General features: G+C 51.8%; 13 protein-coding genes and 1 riboswitch. Of the genes, 12 read left to right on the forward strand and 1 reads right to left on the reverse strand.

The window, feature by feature from the left end; all coding sequences use genetic code 11:
* Positions 1 to 121 precede the first annotated feature (121 nt).
* The 8 genes from ybgF to PJE062_RS20295 all read left to right on the forward strand — a co-directional run bounded on the left by ybgF (position 122) and on the right by PJE062_RS20295 (position 11,553).
* Positions 122 to 1,009, forward strand: a complete 888-nt coding sequence (ybgF, locus tag PJE062_RS20260) for a tol-pal system protein YbgF (protein WP_008551550.1) — start codon at positions 122 to 124, stop codon at positions 1,007 to 1,009.
* The gene (gene tilS / locus PJE062_RS20265) at positions 993 to 2,318 is read left to right on the forward strand and encodes a tRNA lysidine(34) synthetase TilS (protein ID WP_008551689.1); all 1,326 of its coding nucleotides are present in this window, start codon (positions 993 to 995) and stop codon (positions 2,316 to 2,318) included. The genes ybgF and tilS overlap by 17 nt, the downstream gene beginning before the upstream one ends.
* 270 nt (positions 2,319 to 2,588) lie before the next feature.
* Entirely contained in the window at positions 2,589 to 4,514 is a 1,926-nt protein-coding gene (gene ftsH, locus PJE062_RS20270; RefSeq protein ID WP_008551351.1) for an ATP-dependent zinc metalloprotease FtsH, read from the forward strand.
* A gap of 254 nt (positions 4,515 to 4,768) precedes the next feature.
* Positions 4,769 to 6,118, forward strand: coding sequence for a phosphoglucosamine mutase (gene glmM, locus PJE062_RS20275; RefSeq protein ID WP_008551501.1), 1,350 nt, complete (start codon positions 4,769 to 4,771; stop codon positions 6,116 to 6,118).
* A 286-nt stretch (positions 6,119 to 6,404) separates the two neighbouring features.
* A complete protein-coding gene (locus PJE062_RS20280; RefSeq protein WP_157039266.1) occupies positions 6,405 to 7,181 on the forward strand; it encodes an outer membrane protein in 777 nt (258 codons plus the stop codon).
* A gap of 283 nt (positions 7,182 to 7,464) precedes the next feature.
* On the forward strand, positions 7,465 to 8,637 hold the full coding sequence (locus PJE062_RS20285) for a phosphoserine transaminase (RefSeq protein WP_008551271.1): 1,173 nt from the start codon (positions 7,465 to 7,467) through the stop codon (positions 8,635 to 8,637).
* Between the two features lie 127 nt (positions 8,638 to 8,764).
* Entirely contained in the window at positions 8,765 to 10,363 is a 1,599-nt protein-coding gene (serA, locus tag PJE062_RS20290; protein WP_008551386.1) for a phosphoglycerate dehydrogenase, read from the forward strand.
* Positions 10,364 to 10,506: 143 nt separating this feature from the next.
* Positions 10,507 to 11,553, forward strand: coding sequence for a M42 family metallopeptidase (locus PJE062_RS20295; protein WP_037037823.1), 1,047 nt, complete (start codon positions 10,507 to 10,509; stop codon positions 11,551 to 11,553).
* Positions 11,554 to 11,614: 61 nt separating this feature from the next.
* On the opposite strand, the gene PJE062_RS20300 is transcribed toward PJE062_RS20295, so the two are convergent.
* Positions 11,615 to 12,535 carry a DMT family transporter gene (locus PJE062_RS20300; protein ID WP_037037772.1) on the reverse strand — a complete coding sequence of 307 codons (921 nt, stop codon included), beginning with the start codon at positions 12,533 to 12,535 and terminating at the stop codon, positions 11,615 to 11,617.
* A 368-nt stretch (positions 12,536 to 12,903) separates the two neighbouring features.
* Here PJE062_RS20300 and PJE062_RS20305 point away from each other — a divergent pair, with 368 nt between their 5' ends.
* The 4 genes from PJE062_RS20305 (at position 12,904) to PJE062_RS20320 (ending at position 18,096) form a co-directional block, all read left to right on the forward strand.
* Positions 12,904 to 14,196 carry an adenylosuccinate synthase gene (locus PJE062_RS20305; protein WP_008551258.1) on the forward strand — a complete coding sequence of 431 codons (1,293 nt, stop codon included), beginning with the start codon at positions 12,904 to 12,906 and terminating at the stop codon, positions 14,194 to 14,196.
* A gap of 37 nt (positions 14,197 to 14,233) precedes the next feature.
* On the forward strand, positions 14,234 to 16,012 hold the full coding sequence (locus PJE062_RS20310) for a hypothetical protein (protein ID WP_008551547.1): 1,779 nt from the start codon (positions 14,234 to 14,236) through the stop codon (positions 16,010 to 16,012).
* 129 nt (positions 16,013 to 16,141) lie between these two features.
* Positions 16,142 to 16,249: riboswitch (TPP riboswitch) on the forward strand.
* Between the two features lie 282 nt (positions 16,250 to 16,531).
* Entirely contained in the window at positions 16,532 to 17,131 is a 600-nt protein-coding gene (locus PJE062_RS20315; protein ID WP_247643140.1) for an ABC transporter permease, read from the forward strand.
* A gap of 26 nt (positions 17,132 to 17,157) precedes the next feature.
* Complete coding sequence (locus PJE062_RS20320; RefSeq protein ID WP_008551316.1) at positions 17,158 to 18,096, forward strand: ABC transporter substrate-binding protein; 939 nt, start codon at positions 17,158 to 17,160, stop codon at positions 18,094 to 18,096.
* Positions 18,097 to 18,108: the final 12 nt, after the last annotated feature.

Below are 18,108 nucleotides of genomic sequence, written 5' to 3' on the forward strand. Positions count from 1 at the left end.
CCGGGGAGAAGCCGCAAATAGGGGTGAAACACTGAGTGTATGCCCTATTTTCGTCTTTTCCTCTTGCCAAGAGATGAGAAATTCCGACCCGACCCCTGAAGGGTGTCTCAGGAGATAATTGATGGCTCTTTACCAACGTATTGCAACAAGCTTTGTTGTTCTTGCGCTTGCAACCTCTGTTAGTTTACCTGCGAATGCGCAGCTTTTCGGTTCGTCTAAAAATGATGAGACCGCTCAGAACACTGCCCGCCTTGGTCAACTTGAGGAGCAGGTTCGTCTGCTGACGGGTAAAGTTGAAGAGCTCAATCACAAGCTTCGTCTGACTGAAGATGCGCTCCGTCGTTCTCAAGAGGATGTTGAGTATCGTCTTCAGCAGCTGGAAAATCCGGGCCAGACACCACGGGTTGTTCAGCCTCCTGTTGTACAGGCACCAAGCACGACTGCGCCGGCAAACCGCACTCAGCAACTTTCTACGCTAAACACTCCTGCGCAGGGTACAAACAGTGGCCCGCTGGATCTTTCTCAGATTGCGCGTGGTAACAACGCAGCACCGACTGGGTCTACGACTGCACCAAGCTCTGGTTCTCTGCAGTTTTCTGGTAGTGTGAATGAGCTGCTGACTGGTGAGCCTCAGTCTGATTACAACGCAATTTACGGCCTGATGGTTGGTGGTAACTATCCGGCTGCGACAGAAGGCTTTGATACGTTTCTTGGTATGTACCCAGACCATGAGCTGACCGCGAATGCACAGCACTGGTTGGGTGAAAGCCTGCTGGCACAGCGCCAGTATGAGAATGCGGCACAAGCCTTCCTAAAAAGCTATACTGATTTTCCTGAGAGCGAACTTGCTCCTGAGAGCTTGCTGAAGTTAGGTACTGCGCTTACAGGTATGGGTAACGCGCCCGCTGCTTGTGAGACCTACGAGCAGCTTCTCGCCAACTTCCAGTTTGCAGCACCAGCTGTTTTGGAGCAGGCCAAGGTTCAACAAAAACGTGACAACTGCCTTTAATCAAGTTGCTCTCTTTTCTACCGAAGAGCTGGATGAGCTTTTCGGAGAGTATAAGTCTTTCCGCCGGATCGCCATTGGTGTGTCCGGCGGTGCTGATTCTATGGCCCTGCTTTATCTTTTGAAGCAGTGGACACAGGAGCTGGGTTTTGCAGCCCCTAAGCTTTATGCCTTCACAGTCAACCATGGTTTGCGCGCGGAAGCGGCAAGTGAAGCCGTTGGTGTTGCGCAGTACTGCACCCGCATTGAGGTGCCGCATGAAACGCTGCTGTGGGAGGGAGATAAGCCATCCTCCAACATTCAGTCAGCAGCTCGGGATGCGCGGCACAGGTTATTGCGACAGGCATCTGAGGATCATGGCTGTGACGCCCTGTTTCTGGCGCACCATCTTGAAGATCAAGCAGAAACGTTCCTGACGCGTCTTGCCCGGGGCAGCGGTGTTTACGGTCTTGCGTGCATTCGCAGAGATCGTGAGATGGATGGCTTTCACATCTGTCGTCCTTTGCTCAACATCAGTAAGGCTCGCCTGAAAGCTGTTTTACACTCAGCGCATGTGCCGTGGTTTGAAGATCCATCCAATGAAGATGAGCAGTTCACCCGGATAAAGTTCCGGCAGGCTCAAAGTGAGCTGGATGAACTTGGGCTGACTGCGACAAAGCTGTTTGATACGGCACGACGTATGGCGCGTGCTGCCGATGCGATTGATGTCTGGGTTGATGAGGTGGCTGAAAAGTCCTGCACGTTCCACAGTGCGGGTCCGGTGCGGTTTGACAGTTCCTGTCTGGAATACATTCCCGATGAGATTGGCCTGAGATTGGTTGGGCGGCTCGTCCGCTATATCTCAGGAGCGCCATACATGCCCCGGCTTGCTAAGCTTGAAGGGCTTTATGAGACGCTGAAATCAGAAGAAGGTGCCAGAGCAGCGACGCTGGGAGGTGTTCGGTTTGCACTGGCTAAGCCTCATGAAGATGGCATTTGGTTTTGCTTCAGAGAAGCGGGCAGGGCGGGCTTGCCCGAGGTTGAGGTGAAACCGGGAGATGAAGGAATTTGGGATGAGCGATGGCGCTATAAGGCAGCGCATTCCTCAGAAGGCTTCAGAATCACTTATGTTCAAAAAGAGCTTTGTGGAGACTTTGAGCTGGAAATTCCCGCAAACTGGCTGAAAACAGCATTTCTGACAGCTCCGCTTATTGTTTTTGCTGACGGGGTATCCTACATGCCTTGGAAGAAGATTGGTCAAACTTCTGCTGATGCAGAGGTGAGATCAAGGACCTACGGGATTTCGATGGTCCCAGTGAGCAGAACATTTTGAATAAATCTTGGTTTTGCTGGCGTTCTGTTAAATCTATGCATTTATGCTTTAGAGGAATGCAACTAGGACGCCGAGGCTGGTAAAGTCGGAATTAACGGATCTTCAATCCTGAATTATCAGGGGTAACCGGTAAAATTCCGTTGGCCTTAAGAAAACTGAGAAAGAATCTGTGTCATTCTCAGGAAAACATAGAAAGCCTGTTAGGGCTCGCTATGATCTTGACAGAGACACGTGCGAGGATCGCCGCCACCTTGCGGTAAAGGGATCGAAATGAACACCAATTTCCGGAATTTTGCCCTCTGGGTGATTATCGGTCTGTTGCTGATAGCGCTGTTCCAGCTCTTTCAGAATCCGACCTCACGAAGCAACACAAATGAAATTGCCTACTCTCAGTTCATTAATCAGGCTGAGCAGGGTGATATCCGTGAGGTTACGATTCAAGAGCAACAGATCACCGGCAAATACAGCAATGGCGGTACATTCCAGACCTATGCGCCTAGCGATGCCAAATATGTTGAAGTGTTGCAGAACAAAGGCGTTCTGATCAACGCGAAGCCTCCTTCCGAGAATTTCTCTTTGCTGGGTGCTCTCATTTCCTGGCTGCCAATGCTGCTGATCCTCGGTATCTGGATCTTCGTGATGCGCCAGATGCAGGGTTCCGGCGGTAAAGCGATGGGCTTTGGTAAGTCCAAAGCCAAGCTGCTGAACGAAGCTTCTGGCCGTGTGACCTTTGAAGATGTTGCAGGTATTGACGAAGCGAAAGAAGACCTTCAGGAGATTGTTGAGTTCCTGCGTGACCCGCAGAAATTCCAGCGTCTTGGTGGTCGTATTCCTCGTGGTGTGCTTCTCGTTGGCCCTCCAGGTACTGGTAAGACCCTGACTGCTCGTGCGGTGGCTGGTGAAGCGAACGTGCCGTTCTTCACCATTTCCGGTTCTGACTTCGTTGAAATGTTTGTTGGTGTTGGTGCTTCCCGTGTTCGTGACATGTTCGAGCAAGCGAAGAAGAACTCACCTTGCATCATCTTCATCGATGAGATCGACGCGGTTGGCCGTCACCGTGGTGCAGGCCTTGGCGGTGGTAACGATGAACGCGAACAGACCCTCAACCAGCTCCTCGTTGAGATGGATGGCTTTGAAGCTAATGAAGGTGTGATTATCATCGCGGCAACCAACCGTCCTGACGTTCTTGACCCTGCGCTTCTGCGTCCGGGCCGTTTCGACCGTCAGATCGTTGTGCCAAACCCAGATGTGATTGGCCGCGAAAAGATCCTCAAAGTGCACATGCGAAAAGTGCCTCTGGCTCCGGACGTTGACGTGCATACGCTCGCTCGTGGTACCCCGGGCTTCTCCGGTGCTGACCTGATGAACCTTGTGAACGAAGCTGCGCTTCTTGCAGCGCGCCGCTCCAAACGTCTGGTCACCATGGCTGAGTTTGAAGATGCAAAAGACAAGGTGATGATGGGTGCGGAGCGCCGTACGCTGGTCATGACCGAAGAAGAGAAGAAGCTGACTGCATACCACGAAGCCGGTCACGCGCTGGTCGCAATGCACATGCCTGCTTCTGATCCAGTCCACAAAGCGACGATCATTCCTCGTGGCCGTGCGCTGGGTATGGTGATGCGTCTGCCTGAGAAAGATCAGGTTTCTCTGACCCGTGCGAAGTGTAAAGCTGACCTGGCTGTTGCTATGGGTGGCCGCGTGGCTGAAGAGATGATCTTTGGTTATGAGAAGGTGACTTCTGGTGCTTCTGGCGATATCCAGATGGCGACCAAGCTTGCGAAAGCAATGGCAACTCAGTTCGGTATGTCCGATAAGCTTGGCCCGCTGCTTTACGGTGAGAACCAGGAAGAGGTCTTCCTAGGTCACTCCGTTGCAAAGAACCAGAATGTTTCTGATGAGACACAGATGCTGGTTGATGCGGAAGTGAAGAGCTTTGTTAATCAGGGCTACGAGACCGCAAACAAGCTGCTGCGTGAGCACGAAGATCAGCTTCACCTGATTGCTCAGGGCTTGCTGGAGTATGAAACTTTGTCCGGTGATGAAATCCGCAAGATGCTCGATGGTGAGCAGCCTGTGCGTGATACCGGTGATGACACACCATCCACTCCTCGCTCAACCGGTGTTCCAACCGCGGGTGCGAAGAAGCATGGTGGTGGTGAGTCTCCAGACGGACTTAACCCACAGCCTCAGAGCTAATACTCCGCCTTGCTAAAGGCGTTTAATAAAGTTGAAATGCCCGGCTATTAAGTCGGGCATTTGTTATTCAAGCTCAGGTGTTTGGTCTTAGTTTTGGTGATTGCTTAGCGCTGCAGCTGCGTCATTTTGCAGGTGTGCCGTAACAATTGGACATATCATTTGACAGGACCGCACAAGGGCAAGCGTGTATCACCGTTTCAACTAATTTTATCGAAAGCGGTGTGCTCCGCGTTGTGAGTTCAGGGAAACATTAAATGTCGCGAAAATACTTTGGCACTGATGGAATGCGCGGTACAGCGAACAAGTGGCCAATGACTGCTGAAGTTGCGCTGAAGGTTGGTATGGCTGCGGGCGAAGTGTTCCGCCGTGGCAAGTATCGCCATCGCGTGGTTATCGGCAAGGATACGCGTCTTTCCGGCTATATGTTTGAGAATGCTCTTGTTGCAGGCTTTACTGCGATGGGCATGGATGTGTTCGTGCTTGGCCCGATGCCAACACCAGCGGTGGCAATGCTGACGCGCTCTTTGCGTGCAGATATCGGCGTAATGATCTCTGCCAGCCACAATCCGTTTGAAGACAATGGCATCAAGTTCTTTGGTCCAGATGGTTTCAAGCTTTCTGACGAGGTGGAACTGCAGATCGAGCGGCTGATTGACAGTGATATGAGCCGGAACCTGCCAGCGCCAGAAACACTCGGTCGCGCAACTCGTATCGACAGCATGAAAGACCGTTACATCGAGTTCGCAAAGCGCACGTTGCCGCGTGACCTCAACCTGAACGGCATGCGTATCGTGATCGATTGTGCGAACGGTGCCGCTTACAAGGTTGCGCCAGAGATTCTCTGGGAGTTGGGTGCTGAAGTGTTCCCTCTGGGTGTTGATCCGGATGGCTTCAATATCAACAAAGACTGCGGTTCAACTGCTCCAGAAGCGCTTGCCAAGAAGGTGCATGAAGTTCGTGCAGATATCGGTATTGCGCTGGATGGTGATGCAGACCGCGTGATCATCGTGGATGAGAACAGTAAGGTTGTCGACGGTGATCAGCTGATGGCTGTCATCGCCGAATCCTGGAAAGCTGCTGGTCGTCTTTCTGCACCAGGCATAGTGGCGACCGTGATGTCCAACCTTGGTCTGGAGCGTTACCTGAAAGGTATTGGCCTTTCTCTGGAACGTACCAAGGTTGGCGACCGTTACGTTGTTGAACGGATGCGTGAAGGCGGCTTCAACGTCGGTGGCGAGCAGTCCGGTCATATCGTCATGTCTGACTTCGGTACCACAGGTGATGGCCTCGTTGCAGCGCTTCAGATTCTTGCCTGCGTGAAGAAGATGAACAAGCCGGTTTCAGAGGTCTGTAACCGATTCGTTCCTGTGCCTCAGATCCTTAAGAATGTACGCTATGGAAGTGGCAAGCCGCTTGAAGACAAGGCTGTGAAAGCGGTTATCAAGGCGGGTGAGGAGAAGCTTGGTAAACAGGGACGCCTCGTTATCCGTGCTTCCGGAACTGAGCCACTGATCCGTGTGATGGGCGAAGCGGATGACGCCAAGCTGCTGAATGAAGTGGTTGATAGCATTGTCGATGCCGTTAAGAAGGCAGCCGCTAGCTAACTGAAATAATTTAGTTTATCGGATTTAGAAGGCGAGTGCTGCGAGGTGCTCGCCTTTTTCGTTTTCATACTTGCGCTTCGCATAAGTAAATGGAAGTTAACGAATTGAAGTTTGCTTGGTGATGTAATGTTAGTTGTTTGTTAACGATAAATATTAGGGTTAAAAATACTGGTTAATTTATAGGTAATTCTTTCTCTGTAGAAAGTGCTTAGGTTTTATTCAAGGGCTATCGTCTTGCGTGACGGGTGCCGTTTGAGAGGACATAAGCATGAAGTATTTTAGTAATTTGCTGTCTTTGACCGCAGCTGCGCTGGTTACATCTAGTGTTGCTTATGCAGCCGATCTTCCAGCCCCTGTTTTCGTGGAAGAGCCGGAGCTCCCACAAATTCAAATCGGTGGTGGTTGGTATCTGCGTGGCGATATCGGCTACAAGGTCTATAAAGACCCCAAGGTAAACTTTGCGGATATCGAGTTTAGTAACGAAAAGTTAGATCCAACTGGCGTTGTTGGTGTTGGTGTTGGTTATCGCTTTAATGATTACATTCGTACTGATGTAACTCTGGACTATGAATGGGATTCAGATTTTGAAGCAAATGTTCCATGTCTTAGTGACTGTGTTGGTGTAACTACTGACTCCTTAGAGCGAGCGAAAATCGATGTTTGGACCATTTTATGGAATGGCTACGCTGATCTCGGTTACTTCAATGGCTTTACGCCTTATGTTGGGGCCGGTATCGGGGCATCGTATGTTCGAGTTAAAAACGTAAACTACTTCAACCCGAATGGTCGCGCTGGTAAGTACCCACATGGAAACAAGTGGAACCTTTCCTGGGCACTAATGGCCGGAACTGCCTATGACATTGATGAGAACTGGAGAATCGATGCAGGTTACCGTTATCTGCACATCGGAGAAGTTCAGACCAAGTCATTCGATAGTAATGGTCACATAACTGGCATCAAGTACGACAACCTGGCTGCACATGAAGTGCGTGTTGGTCTGCGCTATGAGTTTGGTGGCGGATCTGATGGTGGTTACGACGAGCCGATTGTTACGAAGTACTAGGTCGCAGGCTGGAGCGCCTCCAGCTTGATTGTTGACCGTAGTACTCAGGAGCCTGTCGCATGACAGGCTTTTTTTTTGTCCAAAATTTGGGAAATGAGCGTTCTTGAAATATTGGTTATCCACTGGGGTGCTGATGAAAATATATCTAATCGTACGCTGCGTTTAGTCGATTGAATGTTGCTCTGCAAAAAAACATTTGTTGACGAGATAAGTCGTTTCGCATAGACCCGTCGGTGGGACACCCCTCCCCAACGAGGGGCGCCTATCTGAAAGGGTAGTCAAAATGACGAATACGACAATGCCGGTCACAAAGCCGGCAAACCCGAACTTTTCTTCGGGTCCATGTGCCAAGCGTCCGGGCTGGACACCTGCTGTATTGACAGGTGCGCCTCTTGGCAGATCTCACCGTGCAAAAATTGGTAAGGCGAAGCTGAAAGAAGCTATCGAGCTGACTCGTGAAGTCCTTGAAGTGCCTGCTGATTACAAAATCGGAATTGTTCCTGCTTCTGATACTGGTGCCGTTGAAATGGCACTTTGGTCGCTGCTTGGTGCGCGCCCAGTAGACATGGTTGCCTGGGAAAGCTTTGGTTCCGGTTGGGTTTCCGATGTTATGAAGCAGCTCAAGCTTGCAGATGCGCGCAAGATTGAAGCCGGCTATGGCGAACTGCCAGATCTCACAGAGATTAACTTTGACCACGACGTGGTCTTCACCTGGAACGGCACCACCTCTGGTGTGCGTGTGCCGAATGGTGATTTCATTCCAGCAGACCGCAAGGGTCTGACCATCTGCGACGCGACCTCCGCTGCATTTGCGCAGGAGCTTGAGTTCGACAAGCTGGATGTTGTGACCTACTCTTGGCAGAAGGTGCTGGGCGGTGAAGCAGCTCACGGCATTCTGATCCTGTCACCGCGTGCTGTTGAGCGCCTTGAGAGCTATACGCCTGCATGGCCGATGCCAAAGATCTTCCGCCTGACCAAAGGTGGGAAACTGATCGACGGTATTTTTGAAGGTGCCACCATCAACACGCCGAGCATGCTTTGCGTTGAAGATTATCTGGATGCTTTGGGTTGGGCCAAAGAACTGGGTGGTCTGAAGGCTCTGGTTGCTCGCGCTGATGCGAACACCGCTGCGATCACCAACTGGGCTGAGAAAACCGATTGGGTTGATTTCCTCGCAGTTGATCCGGCAACCCGCTCAAACACTTCCGTTTGCCTGAAGATTGTTGATCCGGAAATCACAAAGCTTGATGACAAAGCGCAAGCTGCATTTGCGAAAGCGATTGTGAACCTGCTCGACAAGGAAGAAGTGGCATTTGACATTGGTGCTTACCGTGATGCGCCTTCCGGTCTTCGGATCTGGTGTGGTGCAACGGTTGAAACTGCCAATGTGGAAGCACTGCTGCCATGGTTGGACTACGCCTTCGCTGCTGAAAAAGCGAAGCTGGTTTCCGCTTAAAATCCTTATTTCTGAACGAGATAGTTCCGGTCGCTGATGGTGACCGGTTAACCTGACGCAAGAAGTGTATCTGTTTCCCGAAAAAAGAGATGGGAAGGTACCTTCGTTGACTTGAAAGGTTAGCCCGATGGCTCCTAAGGTTCTGATTTCCGACAAACTCTCTGAAAAAGCAGTCCAGATTTTTAAAGATCGTGGTTGTGACGTCGACTTCCTGCCAGACGTTGGCAAAGACAAAGAAAAGCTCACTGAGATTATCGGTCAATACGATGGGTTGGCGATCCGTTCCGCAACCAAAGCCACCGAGAAGATCATCAAAGCAGCGACCAATCTGAAGGTGATCGGTCGCGCTGGTATCGGTGTCGACAACGTTGATATTCCGGCAGCGACTGCCAAGGGTATCGTTGTCATGAACACTCCGTTCGGCAACGCGATTACGACTGCTGAACACGCTATTGCAATGATGTTTGCTGTGACCCGTCAGATCCCAGCTGCAGATGTTTCCACGCAGGCTGGCAAGTGGGAAAAGTCCCGCTTTATGGGTAACGAAGTCACCTCCAAGACGCTTGGTCTGGTTGGCTGCGGTAACATCGGTTCTATCGTTGCAGACCGTGCTATCGGTTTGAAAATGAAGGTGATTGCGTTCGATCCATTCCTCTCTCATGAGCGTGCGATTGATCTCGGTGTTGAGAAAGTTGAGCTGGAAGATCTCTTCAAGCGTGCAGACTTCATCACACTGCATACGCCTCTGACTGACCGTACCCGCAACATCATCGATGCAGCTGCGATCGACATGATGAAAGAGGGTGTTTACCTCATCAACTGTGCTCGTGGTGGTCTGGTTGATGAAGTTGCTCTGCGTGCTGCGCTGGATAGTGGTAAAGTTGCAGGTGCTGCGGTGGATGTGTTCACGGAAGAGCCAGCAAAAGAGAACGTTCTGTTTGGTGCGCCAAATCTGGTTTGTACACCTCACCTTGGTGCGTCCACTTCTGAAGCTCAGGAAAATGTTGCGCTTCAGGTGGCTGAACAGATGTCTGACTATCTGGTCAACGGTGCTGTTTCCAACGCACTGAACATGCCATCCATCACTGCTGAAGAAGCTCCACGCCTGGCGCCATTTGTTAAGCTTGCTGAACAACTTGGCTCCTTTGCTGGTCAGGCAACTGAGACAGGCATCAAGGCTGTTCGTATTGAGTACGAAGGTGATGTTGCTGAGATGAACGTGAAGGCGATGACCGCTGCTGCGCTCACTGGTGTTCTTCGCCCACTACTGCAGACCGTGAACATGGTTTCAGCGCCGGAAGTTGCGAAAGAGCGTGGCATCGTGATCGAAGATGTTCGCCGTGAGCAGCATGGCGCCTATGAAAACTACATCCGCCTGACCGTGATTACAGAGCGTCAGGAGCGTTCTGTTGCTGGTACAGTCTTCGGTGATCAGAAGCCACGTATCATCCAGATTAAAGGCATCAACATGGAAGCAGAGCTTGGCGAGAACATGCTCTATGTGACCAACCAGGATAAGCCTGGCTTTATTGGTCAGCTGGGTTCCATTCTTGGTGATGCGAAGATCAATATCGCGACGTTTAACCTTGGCCGTAAGGTTGAGGGTGAGGAAGCGATCTGTCTTGTTGAGATTGATGGTGAAATCGCTGAAGCGACTGTGAATGAGATTGCTGCGATTGAGCAGGTGAACCAGGCGAAACTGTTGCACTTCCCTCAACAGGGTTAAGCTATTTAGCTGGAATAGATTAGCAAAAGGCGGTCTTCGGGCCGCCTTTTCTTTTTCCGGTGGTCAGAGGCTCCGTGGAATTGCTTATCTGGGCGCTTGGGCTCATGATGCGGGCTGGTTCCATTGTTGAGTTGAAAGTTACCATGAATATTGATCTGCTGCGCCGCCTCTGCGAAACCCCGGGTGTTCCTGGGCATGAGCATCGAGTGCGCGACCTTATCCTGAAAGAAATTGAGGGCCTGTTTGATGATGTTCAAACGGATGCAATGGGCTCTCTGATCTGCCGACGTGATGCGCGTAAGCCTGCGAAGAAAGGCGAGAAGCCGAAGAAGGTCATGCTGCTCTGCCATATGGATGAGATCGGCTTCCTTGTTTCTCATATCACCGATAAAGGCTTCATTTATGTGCATCCGGTTGGCGGCTTTGATGCGCGTAACTTGTTCTCGCGCCGCGTGCTGGTTTCAACGGATGAAGGCGATCTGAAAGGGGTGATGAATGCGGCTGGCCGGCCTATTCATATTGCCTCTCCTGAAGAACGCAAAAAGACACCAGAAGTGACTGACTTTGTTATTGATCTTGGTCTTGGAGAGAAGACTAAAGAGGTGGTCAAAGTAGGTGACATGGTGACCCTCGATGAGCCGCTGATTGAGATTGGTGAGAAGGTGGTTTCCAAGGCGCTGGATAACCGTGTGGCATGCTGGCTTGGTATTGAGGCTTTGCGTGCGCTCGGTGATGCGAAGCATGTCTGCGAAATCTATGTTGCGTTCACCTGTCAGGAAGAAGTTGGTCTACGTGGTGCGAAGACCGCTGCTTATGCGATCCAGCCTGATATCGGGCTTGGTGTAGATATTACGTTGGCCTGTGATACGCCTGGTGTATCCGAACAGGATCGGACGACTGTACAGGGTGCCGGCTTTGGTCTTCATGTGAAAGACAGCTCCTTCATTGCTGATTTGCAGCTTGTGAAGGACATTGAGGAGTTGGCTAAAGAAGAAGAGATCCCATATCAGCGCACTATGTTGAGGATTGGTGGTCAGGATGGAGCGGCGGCCCAGCAGGCTGCAGCTGGCGCAAAAGCTGTCGGTATCGTGGTTGGAACGCGGTATGTGCACACTGTTACGGAGATGATCCATAAGAGTGATTTGCTGGCAGCGCGTGATATTCTCGCTGCCTATCTGAAGTGCAACTGATCTACTGCGCTTTCCTATAAAGAGACATCGCCTCCGGTTCGTCAGAGCCGGAGGCTTTTTGTTAGGCGGTGGCTTGTTGTTTGTTGGTCCAGCGGCTGGTGAGGCGGCCATCGATGAGCAGGAGCGCAATGAAGATTGCGGCCATGCCGAGCCAATGGTTTGGTTCCAGGCGTTCATTCAGGAAGATTGCGCCTAGGATGATCGCGCTGACCGGGATCAGCAGTGTGACGGATGCTGCGTTGGTGGCACCTGCCAGCTTGAAGAGCTGGAAGTACAGGATGTAGGCAAATGCTGTGCAAGCCAGAGCGAGGACCAGAACGCTTGACCATGTAAGAGCAGAAGCTGCCATAAGCTGCTGTGTTGGGGCCATATAGATGAGGGCCGGGATAAGCAGGATGGTTGAGGCGGTGAGTTGGCCTGTTGCCAAGGCTGCCGGGGGGAGCTTTTTGAGGCGCATGATTATGAAAGCTCCAAAGGCATAGGAGAGTGCGGCGCCCAAAACTGCGAGTTGGGGCAGAACCTGATTGCTGGCTCCGCTTAATGCATCGCTGCCCACCATGATTGCCACACCGATGATGCCGATGATTGCAGCGATCAGCTTGGTTACTGTCAGCTTCTCCTCATTGCTGAGTATCTGCATGATGATCATTGTGAAAATGGGTGTGAACGCATTGAGCACTGAGGCGAGTCCAGAAGCAATATATTGCTGGCCCCAGAAGATGAGTGAGAAGGGGACCACGTTGTTCATGAAACCGAGCAGAAGGAAACTACCGATCCACTTTGCTGTCAGAGGAATGGATTGACGGGTCACAAGAAGAAAGCACCACATGGCGGTCGCTGCGATGGCTACTCTCAGGAAAACCAGCGTGACGGGATCCAGCTCAGCCACTGCGATCTTGGCGAAAAAGAAAGCGCCTCCCCACAAGGTGCCCAATAAGAGGAGAATAGACCAGGCGAGCCAGTCAAGTTTTTGTGCGTTCATAAAGCGTATTCAACTTGGTGAAATTTCTTGCAGGAATTGCAAAAAATGTGGAATTGGAATTAGGACTAGTAATATCACTCGGTCTTACGGCTGTACCACCCGATTTGCGAGTAAAACAATCAACAGAGGTTCACTCTGATCGCAAAAATTACAGTCTTCAGCCTCATTTTGAAGGAAAAGGGCTCGTATTTAAGTGAGTGACAGATTATAAGGCGCTGTAACTGCGCCCCGGCTTTTACGCCGGGGTTTCTTATGTTGTCTCTCATGATTTGCATTCTGAGGTGACAAACCACTTTATACAGACAAGCAAATCATATGACGGCGTCTTTGAGACAAGACGCTGGCAGCCGCAGGAGGGCTGAAAAACCATGGCCAACGTTGTCGTAGTTGGGTCACAATGGGGTGACGAAGGTAAGGGTAAACTTGTCGACTGGCTCTCTGAGCAAGCCGATGTTGTTGTACGCTTCCAAGGCGGACACAATGCAGGTCATACGCTTGTTATTGACGGCACGAGCTACAAGCTGGCACTGCTGCCATCTGGTGTTGTTCGTGGCAAACTTTCCGTCATCGGCAATGGCGTTGTGATTGACCCTCATGCACTGGTCGCTGAAATTGAACGCCTTGAAGCTCAGGGTGTGAAAATCTCTCCGGAAATCCTGCGTGTTGCTGACAATGCTACTCTTATTCTGAGCCTGCACCGCGAGCTTGATGCTCTGCGTGAAGATGCAAGCCCAGCAGGCACCAAAATCGGCACCACCAAACGTGGTATCGGCCCTGCTTATGAAGATAAAGTCGGTCGTCGCGCAATCCGCGTGATGGATCTGGCAAACATGAGCACGCTGCCAGCGAAGATTGACCGTCTGCTGACACACCACAATGCAATTCTGCGTGGTCTGGGTCGCGATGAAATCTCTCCTGAAACCATCTATCAGGAGCTGGAAAGCGTTGCAGACAAGATCCTGCCTTACATGGATAAAGCATGGTACATGCTGGATAAAGCGCGCCGTGAAGGTAAGCGTTTGTTGTTTGAAGGTGCGCAGGGCGCACTGCTGGACAACGACCACGGCACTTATCCGTTTGTAACTTCATCCAATACAGTTGCAGGTCAGGCTGCTGCTGGTAGTGGTCTTGGTCCAAACTCCATCGATTACGTGCTTGGCATCACCAAAGCTTACACCACCCGCGTTGGTGAAGGCCCGTTCCCGACAGAACAGCAGAACGAAGTTGGTGAGTTCCTCGGCACCCGTGGTCATGAGTTCGGAACAAACACCGGTCGTCGTCGTCGCTGTGGCTGGTTTGATGCAGTGATTGTCCGTCAAACCGTTTGCACCAGCGGAATCAATGGGATTGCATTGACAAAGCTTGACGTTTTGGACGGACTGGATGAAATTAAGATTTGTGTTGGTTATGAGCTAGATGGTGAGCGAATCGATTACCTTCCGGCATCTCAAGGTGCTCAGGCGCGGGTTGTTCCCATTTATGAGACCCTGCCTGGTTGGAAGGAATCAACCAAAGGCGCGCGCACCTGGGCTGAATTACCTGCACAAGCTGTGAAATACGTTCGGCATGTTGAAGAGCTGATTGGTGCTCCGGTCGCTCTGTTATCAACAAGCCCAGAACGTGATGACACAATCCTGGTTCAGAATCCATTCCAGGATTAAGTCGTGAAGTGAAGCTCTGGGGGCAATGGGCAGTTAAATGGCGGACTACAATTCCGTTCTGAAAAAAGCGGTAGCTGGTTTACAAGAGAACACTGGTTCGGCACGGCGGGCAGTTTATCAACGCGCGCGAAATGCAATTGTAAAGCAACTTAAAAGTTACGACCCACCACTGTCTCCCTCCCAGATCACTGAGGAGCAGCTGAAGCTTGAAGAGGCCATTCGTAAGGTCGAAGCGGAAGCTGCTCGCGAGTCTCTCGGGTTGGGGCGGTCTAAAACCACCCCAGCTCCAAGTGCTCCGCAGCCGACAGCTCCTCCTGTTTCTGCGGCACCAACTCCTCCACCTGCTGACGACAAGCCAAAGGCTGACGCAAAGTCTGAAGAGCCTGCACGCGAAGAGCCAAAAGCACCTGCTGCCAAAGCGGATGTGTTTAAAGAAGCTGTTCGTGCAGCGCAGGATCTTGGCAATGCTGCTCACCAAGCCAATCAGATGGCGCGTGACCAGCTGCCTGAAGCTTCTAAAGAGCGCAAAGAGCCTGATCTTGGTTCCATGGGCGAGAGCGAGCCGAAAGAGCCTGCTGCTTCCTTGCCGACCAAAGGAGCTGTTGAGACCAGCGCTGAAGAGCGCGCCTGGGTTCCTGGCGAAGCTCGTCGCTCCAAGCTGGAGACCAAAGACAAGACCGCTCGCCGCGAGATTGACGAGCCTGCAAAGGTTAAGCCAAAGACAAGCCGTAAACCTGCTTCCTCCCGCAAGCCTGTGGTTGCACAGCGTGTAGGGGACGCGATTGAGCAGGAGGAAGGTCTGAAGCCTTCCAATACATCCGGCATTGTCGGCATGATTGTTATTATCCTGATCATTCTGGGTGTGACTGCAGGCGTTTACAGCCAGCGCGAGGCCATTCTCTCTTTGATCCTGCCAGCTGAAACCAGCGATACCGGAGAGCCAGAGAGCGCACCAACAGGTGAAGATGAACCACTTCGGGTTCAGCCTGAACGTGCGCCTAAGAAGAACACTGACCGTCTGTTGCCATCTGATGAAGGAGCTAAAGTTTCTCCAGATGCAACACCGGTGACGACAACCCGGATTACCCGGAACTCCTCCAGCGCCGCACCAACTGAAAGTGCACCTGCACCAACTGTTGTTCGCAGTGTCGATCCGGCACCTGCCACATCCTCTGATGACAGTTCTACTCCTCAGGTGCTGCCTGCCAAGGAGCCTGAGCCGCAGACAGCAGGTGTAGAGACGAACTCAGTTCCACCGGCAGAGACCATCGGCACCGAGTCCGAGATTTCTCCAGTGGCACAGCAGAGCATTCTTTATGAAGAAGCTTTGACACCGGGTGCAGCTGGTTCTGCTTCTCGTGGTAACGTGGTCTGGACGCTGGATGAGGTTAATGGAACCTCTGTCATCAAAGCTGTTGCGACGCTTCCATCCCGCAATCTCTCTGTCGAGATGACGCTGAAGCCGAACAGTGATCAGTCTCTGCCAGCAAGCCATCTGCTAGAGCTGAACTTCATCTTCCCGGAAGGGTTTGACGGCAAGGGTGTTGAGAAGGTGCCTGGCCTGATCCTGAAGAAGACTGAATCCGAAGCTGGTGATCCGCTTGATGGGGCTGCTGTGAAGGTTTCTGACACGCTCTTCTGGATTGCTCTTTCTGACAGCAATGAAGAGAAGGCAAAGAACCTGCAGCGTCTTGCTGAGCGTGAATGGATTGATGTTCCACTGCTGTACAACAGCGGTCGCCGCGCAATGCTGACCTTTGAAAAAGGGACAACTGGCAACAAGGTTGTCGCTCAGGCAATCAAGAGCTGGAAGTAATCTGTTTTCAGCAAGTTAGAGTGATTTTAGAAGGCCTTGGCTCTGTTGAAGCTGAGGCCTTTTTTCATGGCGTTGTCCCCTGGCCTCAGAAAATCTGCTTGCAAACTCCCGTAGAAACGCGCATGGTCCTGCCATTCCGAGGGGTGCTTTTCTTTCGAAAAGCTGAGATTGCGATGAGCTAAACCCTTTGAACCTGATCCGGGTAATGCCGGCGAAGGGACGGGACCTGAACCATTCTTCCCGGACCTCTATTTCTGCAGTTTGTAGTTGGAGATCCTGTGTCGAAAATTCCCAGAGAGCCAATCTGAGCTCCGTTCTTCCGCCTGTTTGTGATGCCCAATACCATTGTTGGGAAATAACATGCTGAAGCGAGCTTTAATACGAATTCTGCGAAGTCTTTTCGGGATTTTGCTGTTTGTCGCCATTTGGGCACTTGTGGTTTGGATTGGAGAGTTTCCTCCGTTTCTATTGCCAGGTCCGGCGGCGGTTTTTACCGCTTTTCTCAATCAAGGTGCTTTCTTGCTGCATCATGCAGGCATTACCGCCTATGAGACCGTTCTCGGTTTTCTCTTTGGCGTGAGTGCCGGGGCTTCGCTTGCAATACTGTTGTCGATGTCTCGCCGGGTGCGCCTGTTTCTGCTGCCTCCGATTGCAGCAACTCAATCTCTTCCTGTGTTTGCCATTGCGCCGCTTCTGGTGCTGTGGTTCGGCTTTGGGCTTGCTTCCAAGGTGGTGATGGCTGTGATTGTGATCTTCTTTTCCGTGACCTCAACGTTTTTTGACGGGTTACGGAGGACGGATCAGTCCTTGCTTGACCTTGGTAAGCTGCACGGTCTCAACCGCTGGCAAATGCTCCGTTACATCCGCATTCCTGCTGCGATGCCGTCTCTGGCATCAGGCATGCGGATTGCGGCGGTGTTCGCGCCGATTGGTGCGGTGGTTGGAGAATGGGTTGGTGCAAAGGGAGGGCTGGCTTTTATCATGTTGCAATCCAACGCACGCATGCAAACAGCGACCATGTTTGCAGCGCTGATCTTGCTTGCGGTGATGGTGTTGAGCCTGAGGGCAGTTGTTGAGTTCGCCACTTCTCGGATGATCTATTGGCAGAAAGAGATCTAGATCTCAGAGTATGAGGACGTAACCTTATGAAAAAACTAGGTATGCTGTTTGGCGCAGCGATGCTTGCGAGCACGCTTCAGGTGCAGGCTGCGGACAAGCTGACTGTGCTGCTCGATTGGTTTGCGAACCCGGACCATGCTCCGATTGTGGTTGCGAAGGCACGGGGCTTCTTCGAGAAGGAAGGGCTTGATGTTGAGCTGATTGAACCGGCTGATCCTTCCATGCCGCCAAAGCTGGTTGCAGCCGGGCAGGGGGATATTGCAATCTCCTATCAGCAGACGCTACATCCGCAGATCGATGAGGGTATGCCGCTGATGCGTATCGGCACGCTGGTCTCCACGCCACTGAACACGCTGATCGTGCTGGAAGATGGACCGATCAAGGAGATTGCAGACCTCAAGGGCAAGCGTATCGGCTACTCCACGTCCGGCTTTGAAAGCGCGATGCTGGGTAAGATGCTCTCCAATGCTGGCTTGAGTTCTGATGACGTTGAGCTGATCAACGTGAACTTTTCGCTCTCTCCTTCCTTGATGGCGGGACAGGTTGATGCGGTGATTGGTGGTTACCGTAACTTTGAGCTGAACCAGATGGAAATTGAAGGCGCGAAAGGTCGTGCGTTCTATCCGGAGGAGAATGGTGTGCCGGTTTATGATGAGCTGATCTACGTTGCTCACAAAGACAAGCTGGATGATCCACGCCTGAAGAAGTTCATCAGTGCGATTGAGGCGGCAACTGTTTATCTGCTGAACAACCCTCAAGACTCCTGGGAGAGCTTCCTTGAGGTCTACCCGAACCTTGATGATGAGCTGAACAAGCGCGCCTGGGCAGATACTCTGCCACGCTTTGCGAGCCGTCCGGCAGCTTTGGATATTGGCCGCTACGAGCGCTTTGCGAACTTCCTGATTGAGCAGGGGCTCATTAAAACAGCGCCTCCAGTGGAAACCTACGCGGTTGAACTGCGCTAACCGTTATAGGTC

This window comes from Pseudovibrio sp. JE062 (assembly GCF_000156235.1).
Classification (GTDB): Bacteria; Pseudomonadota; Alphaproteobacteria; order Rhizobiales; family Stappiaceae; genus Pseudovibrio.

Coding starts and splice junctions, on each gene's coding strand:
- ybgF (WP_008551550.1), top strand. CDS start 122: ATGGCTCTTTACCAACGTATTGCAACAAGCTTTGTTGTTCTTGCGCTT.
- ftsH (WP_008551351.1), top strand. CDS start 2,589: ATGAACACCAATTTCCGGAATTTTGCCCTCTGGGTGATTATCGGTCTG.
- glmM (WP_008551501.1), top strand. CDS start 4,769: ATGTCGCGAAAATACTTTGGCACTGATGGAATGCGCGGTACAGCGAAC.
- PJE062_RS20285 (WP_008551271.1), top strand. CDS start 7,465: ATGACGAATACGACAATGCCGGTCACAAAGCCGGCAAACCCGAACTTT.
- serA (WP_008551386.1), top strand. CDS start 8,765: ATGGCTCCTAAGGTTCTGATTTCCGACAAACTCTCTGAAAAAGCAGTC.
- PJE062_RS20295 (WP_037037823.1), top strand. CDS start 10,507: ATGAATATTGATCTGCTGCGCCGCCTCTGCGAAACCCCGGGTGTTCCT.
- PJE062_RS20300 (WP_037037772.1), bottom strand. CDS start 12,535: ATGAACGCACAAAAACTTGACTGGCTCGCCTGGTCTATTCTCCTCTTA.
- PJE062_RS20305 (WP_008551258.1), top strand. CDS start 12,904: ATGGCCAACGTTGTCGTAGTTGGGTCACAATGGGGTGACGAAGGTAAG.
- PJE062_RS20310 (WP_008551547.1), top strand. CDS start 14,234: ATGGCGGACTACAATTCCGTTCTGAAAAAAGCGGTAGCTGGTTTACAA.
- PJE062_RS20320 (WP_008551316.1), top strand. CDS start 17,158: ATGAAAAAACTAGGTATGCTGTTTGGCGCAGCGATGCTTGCGAGCACG.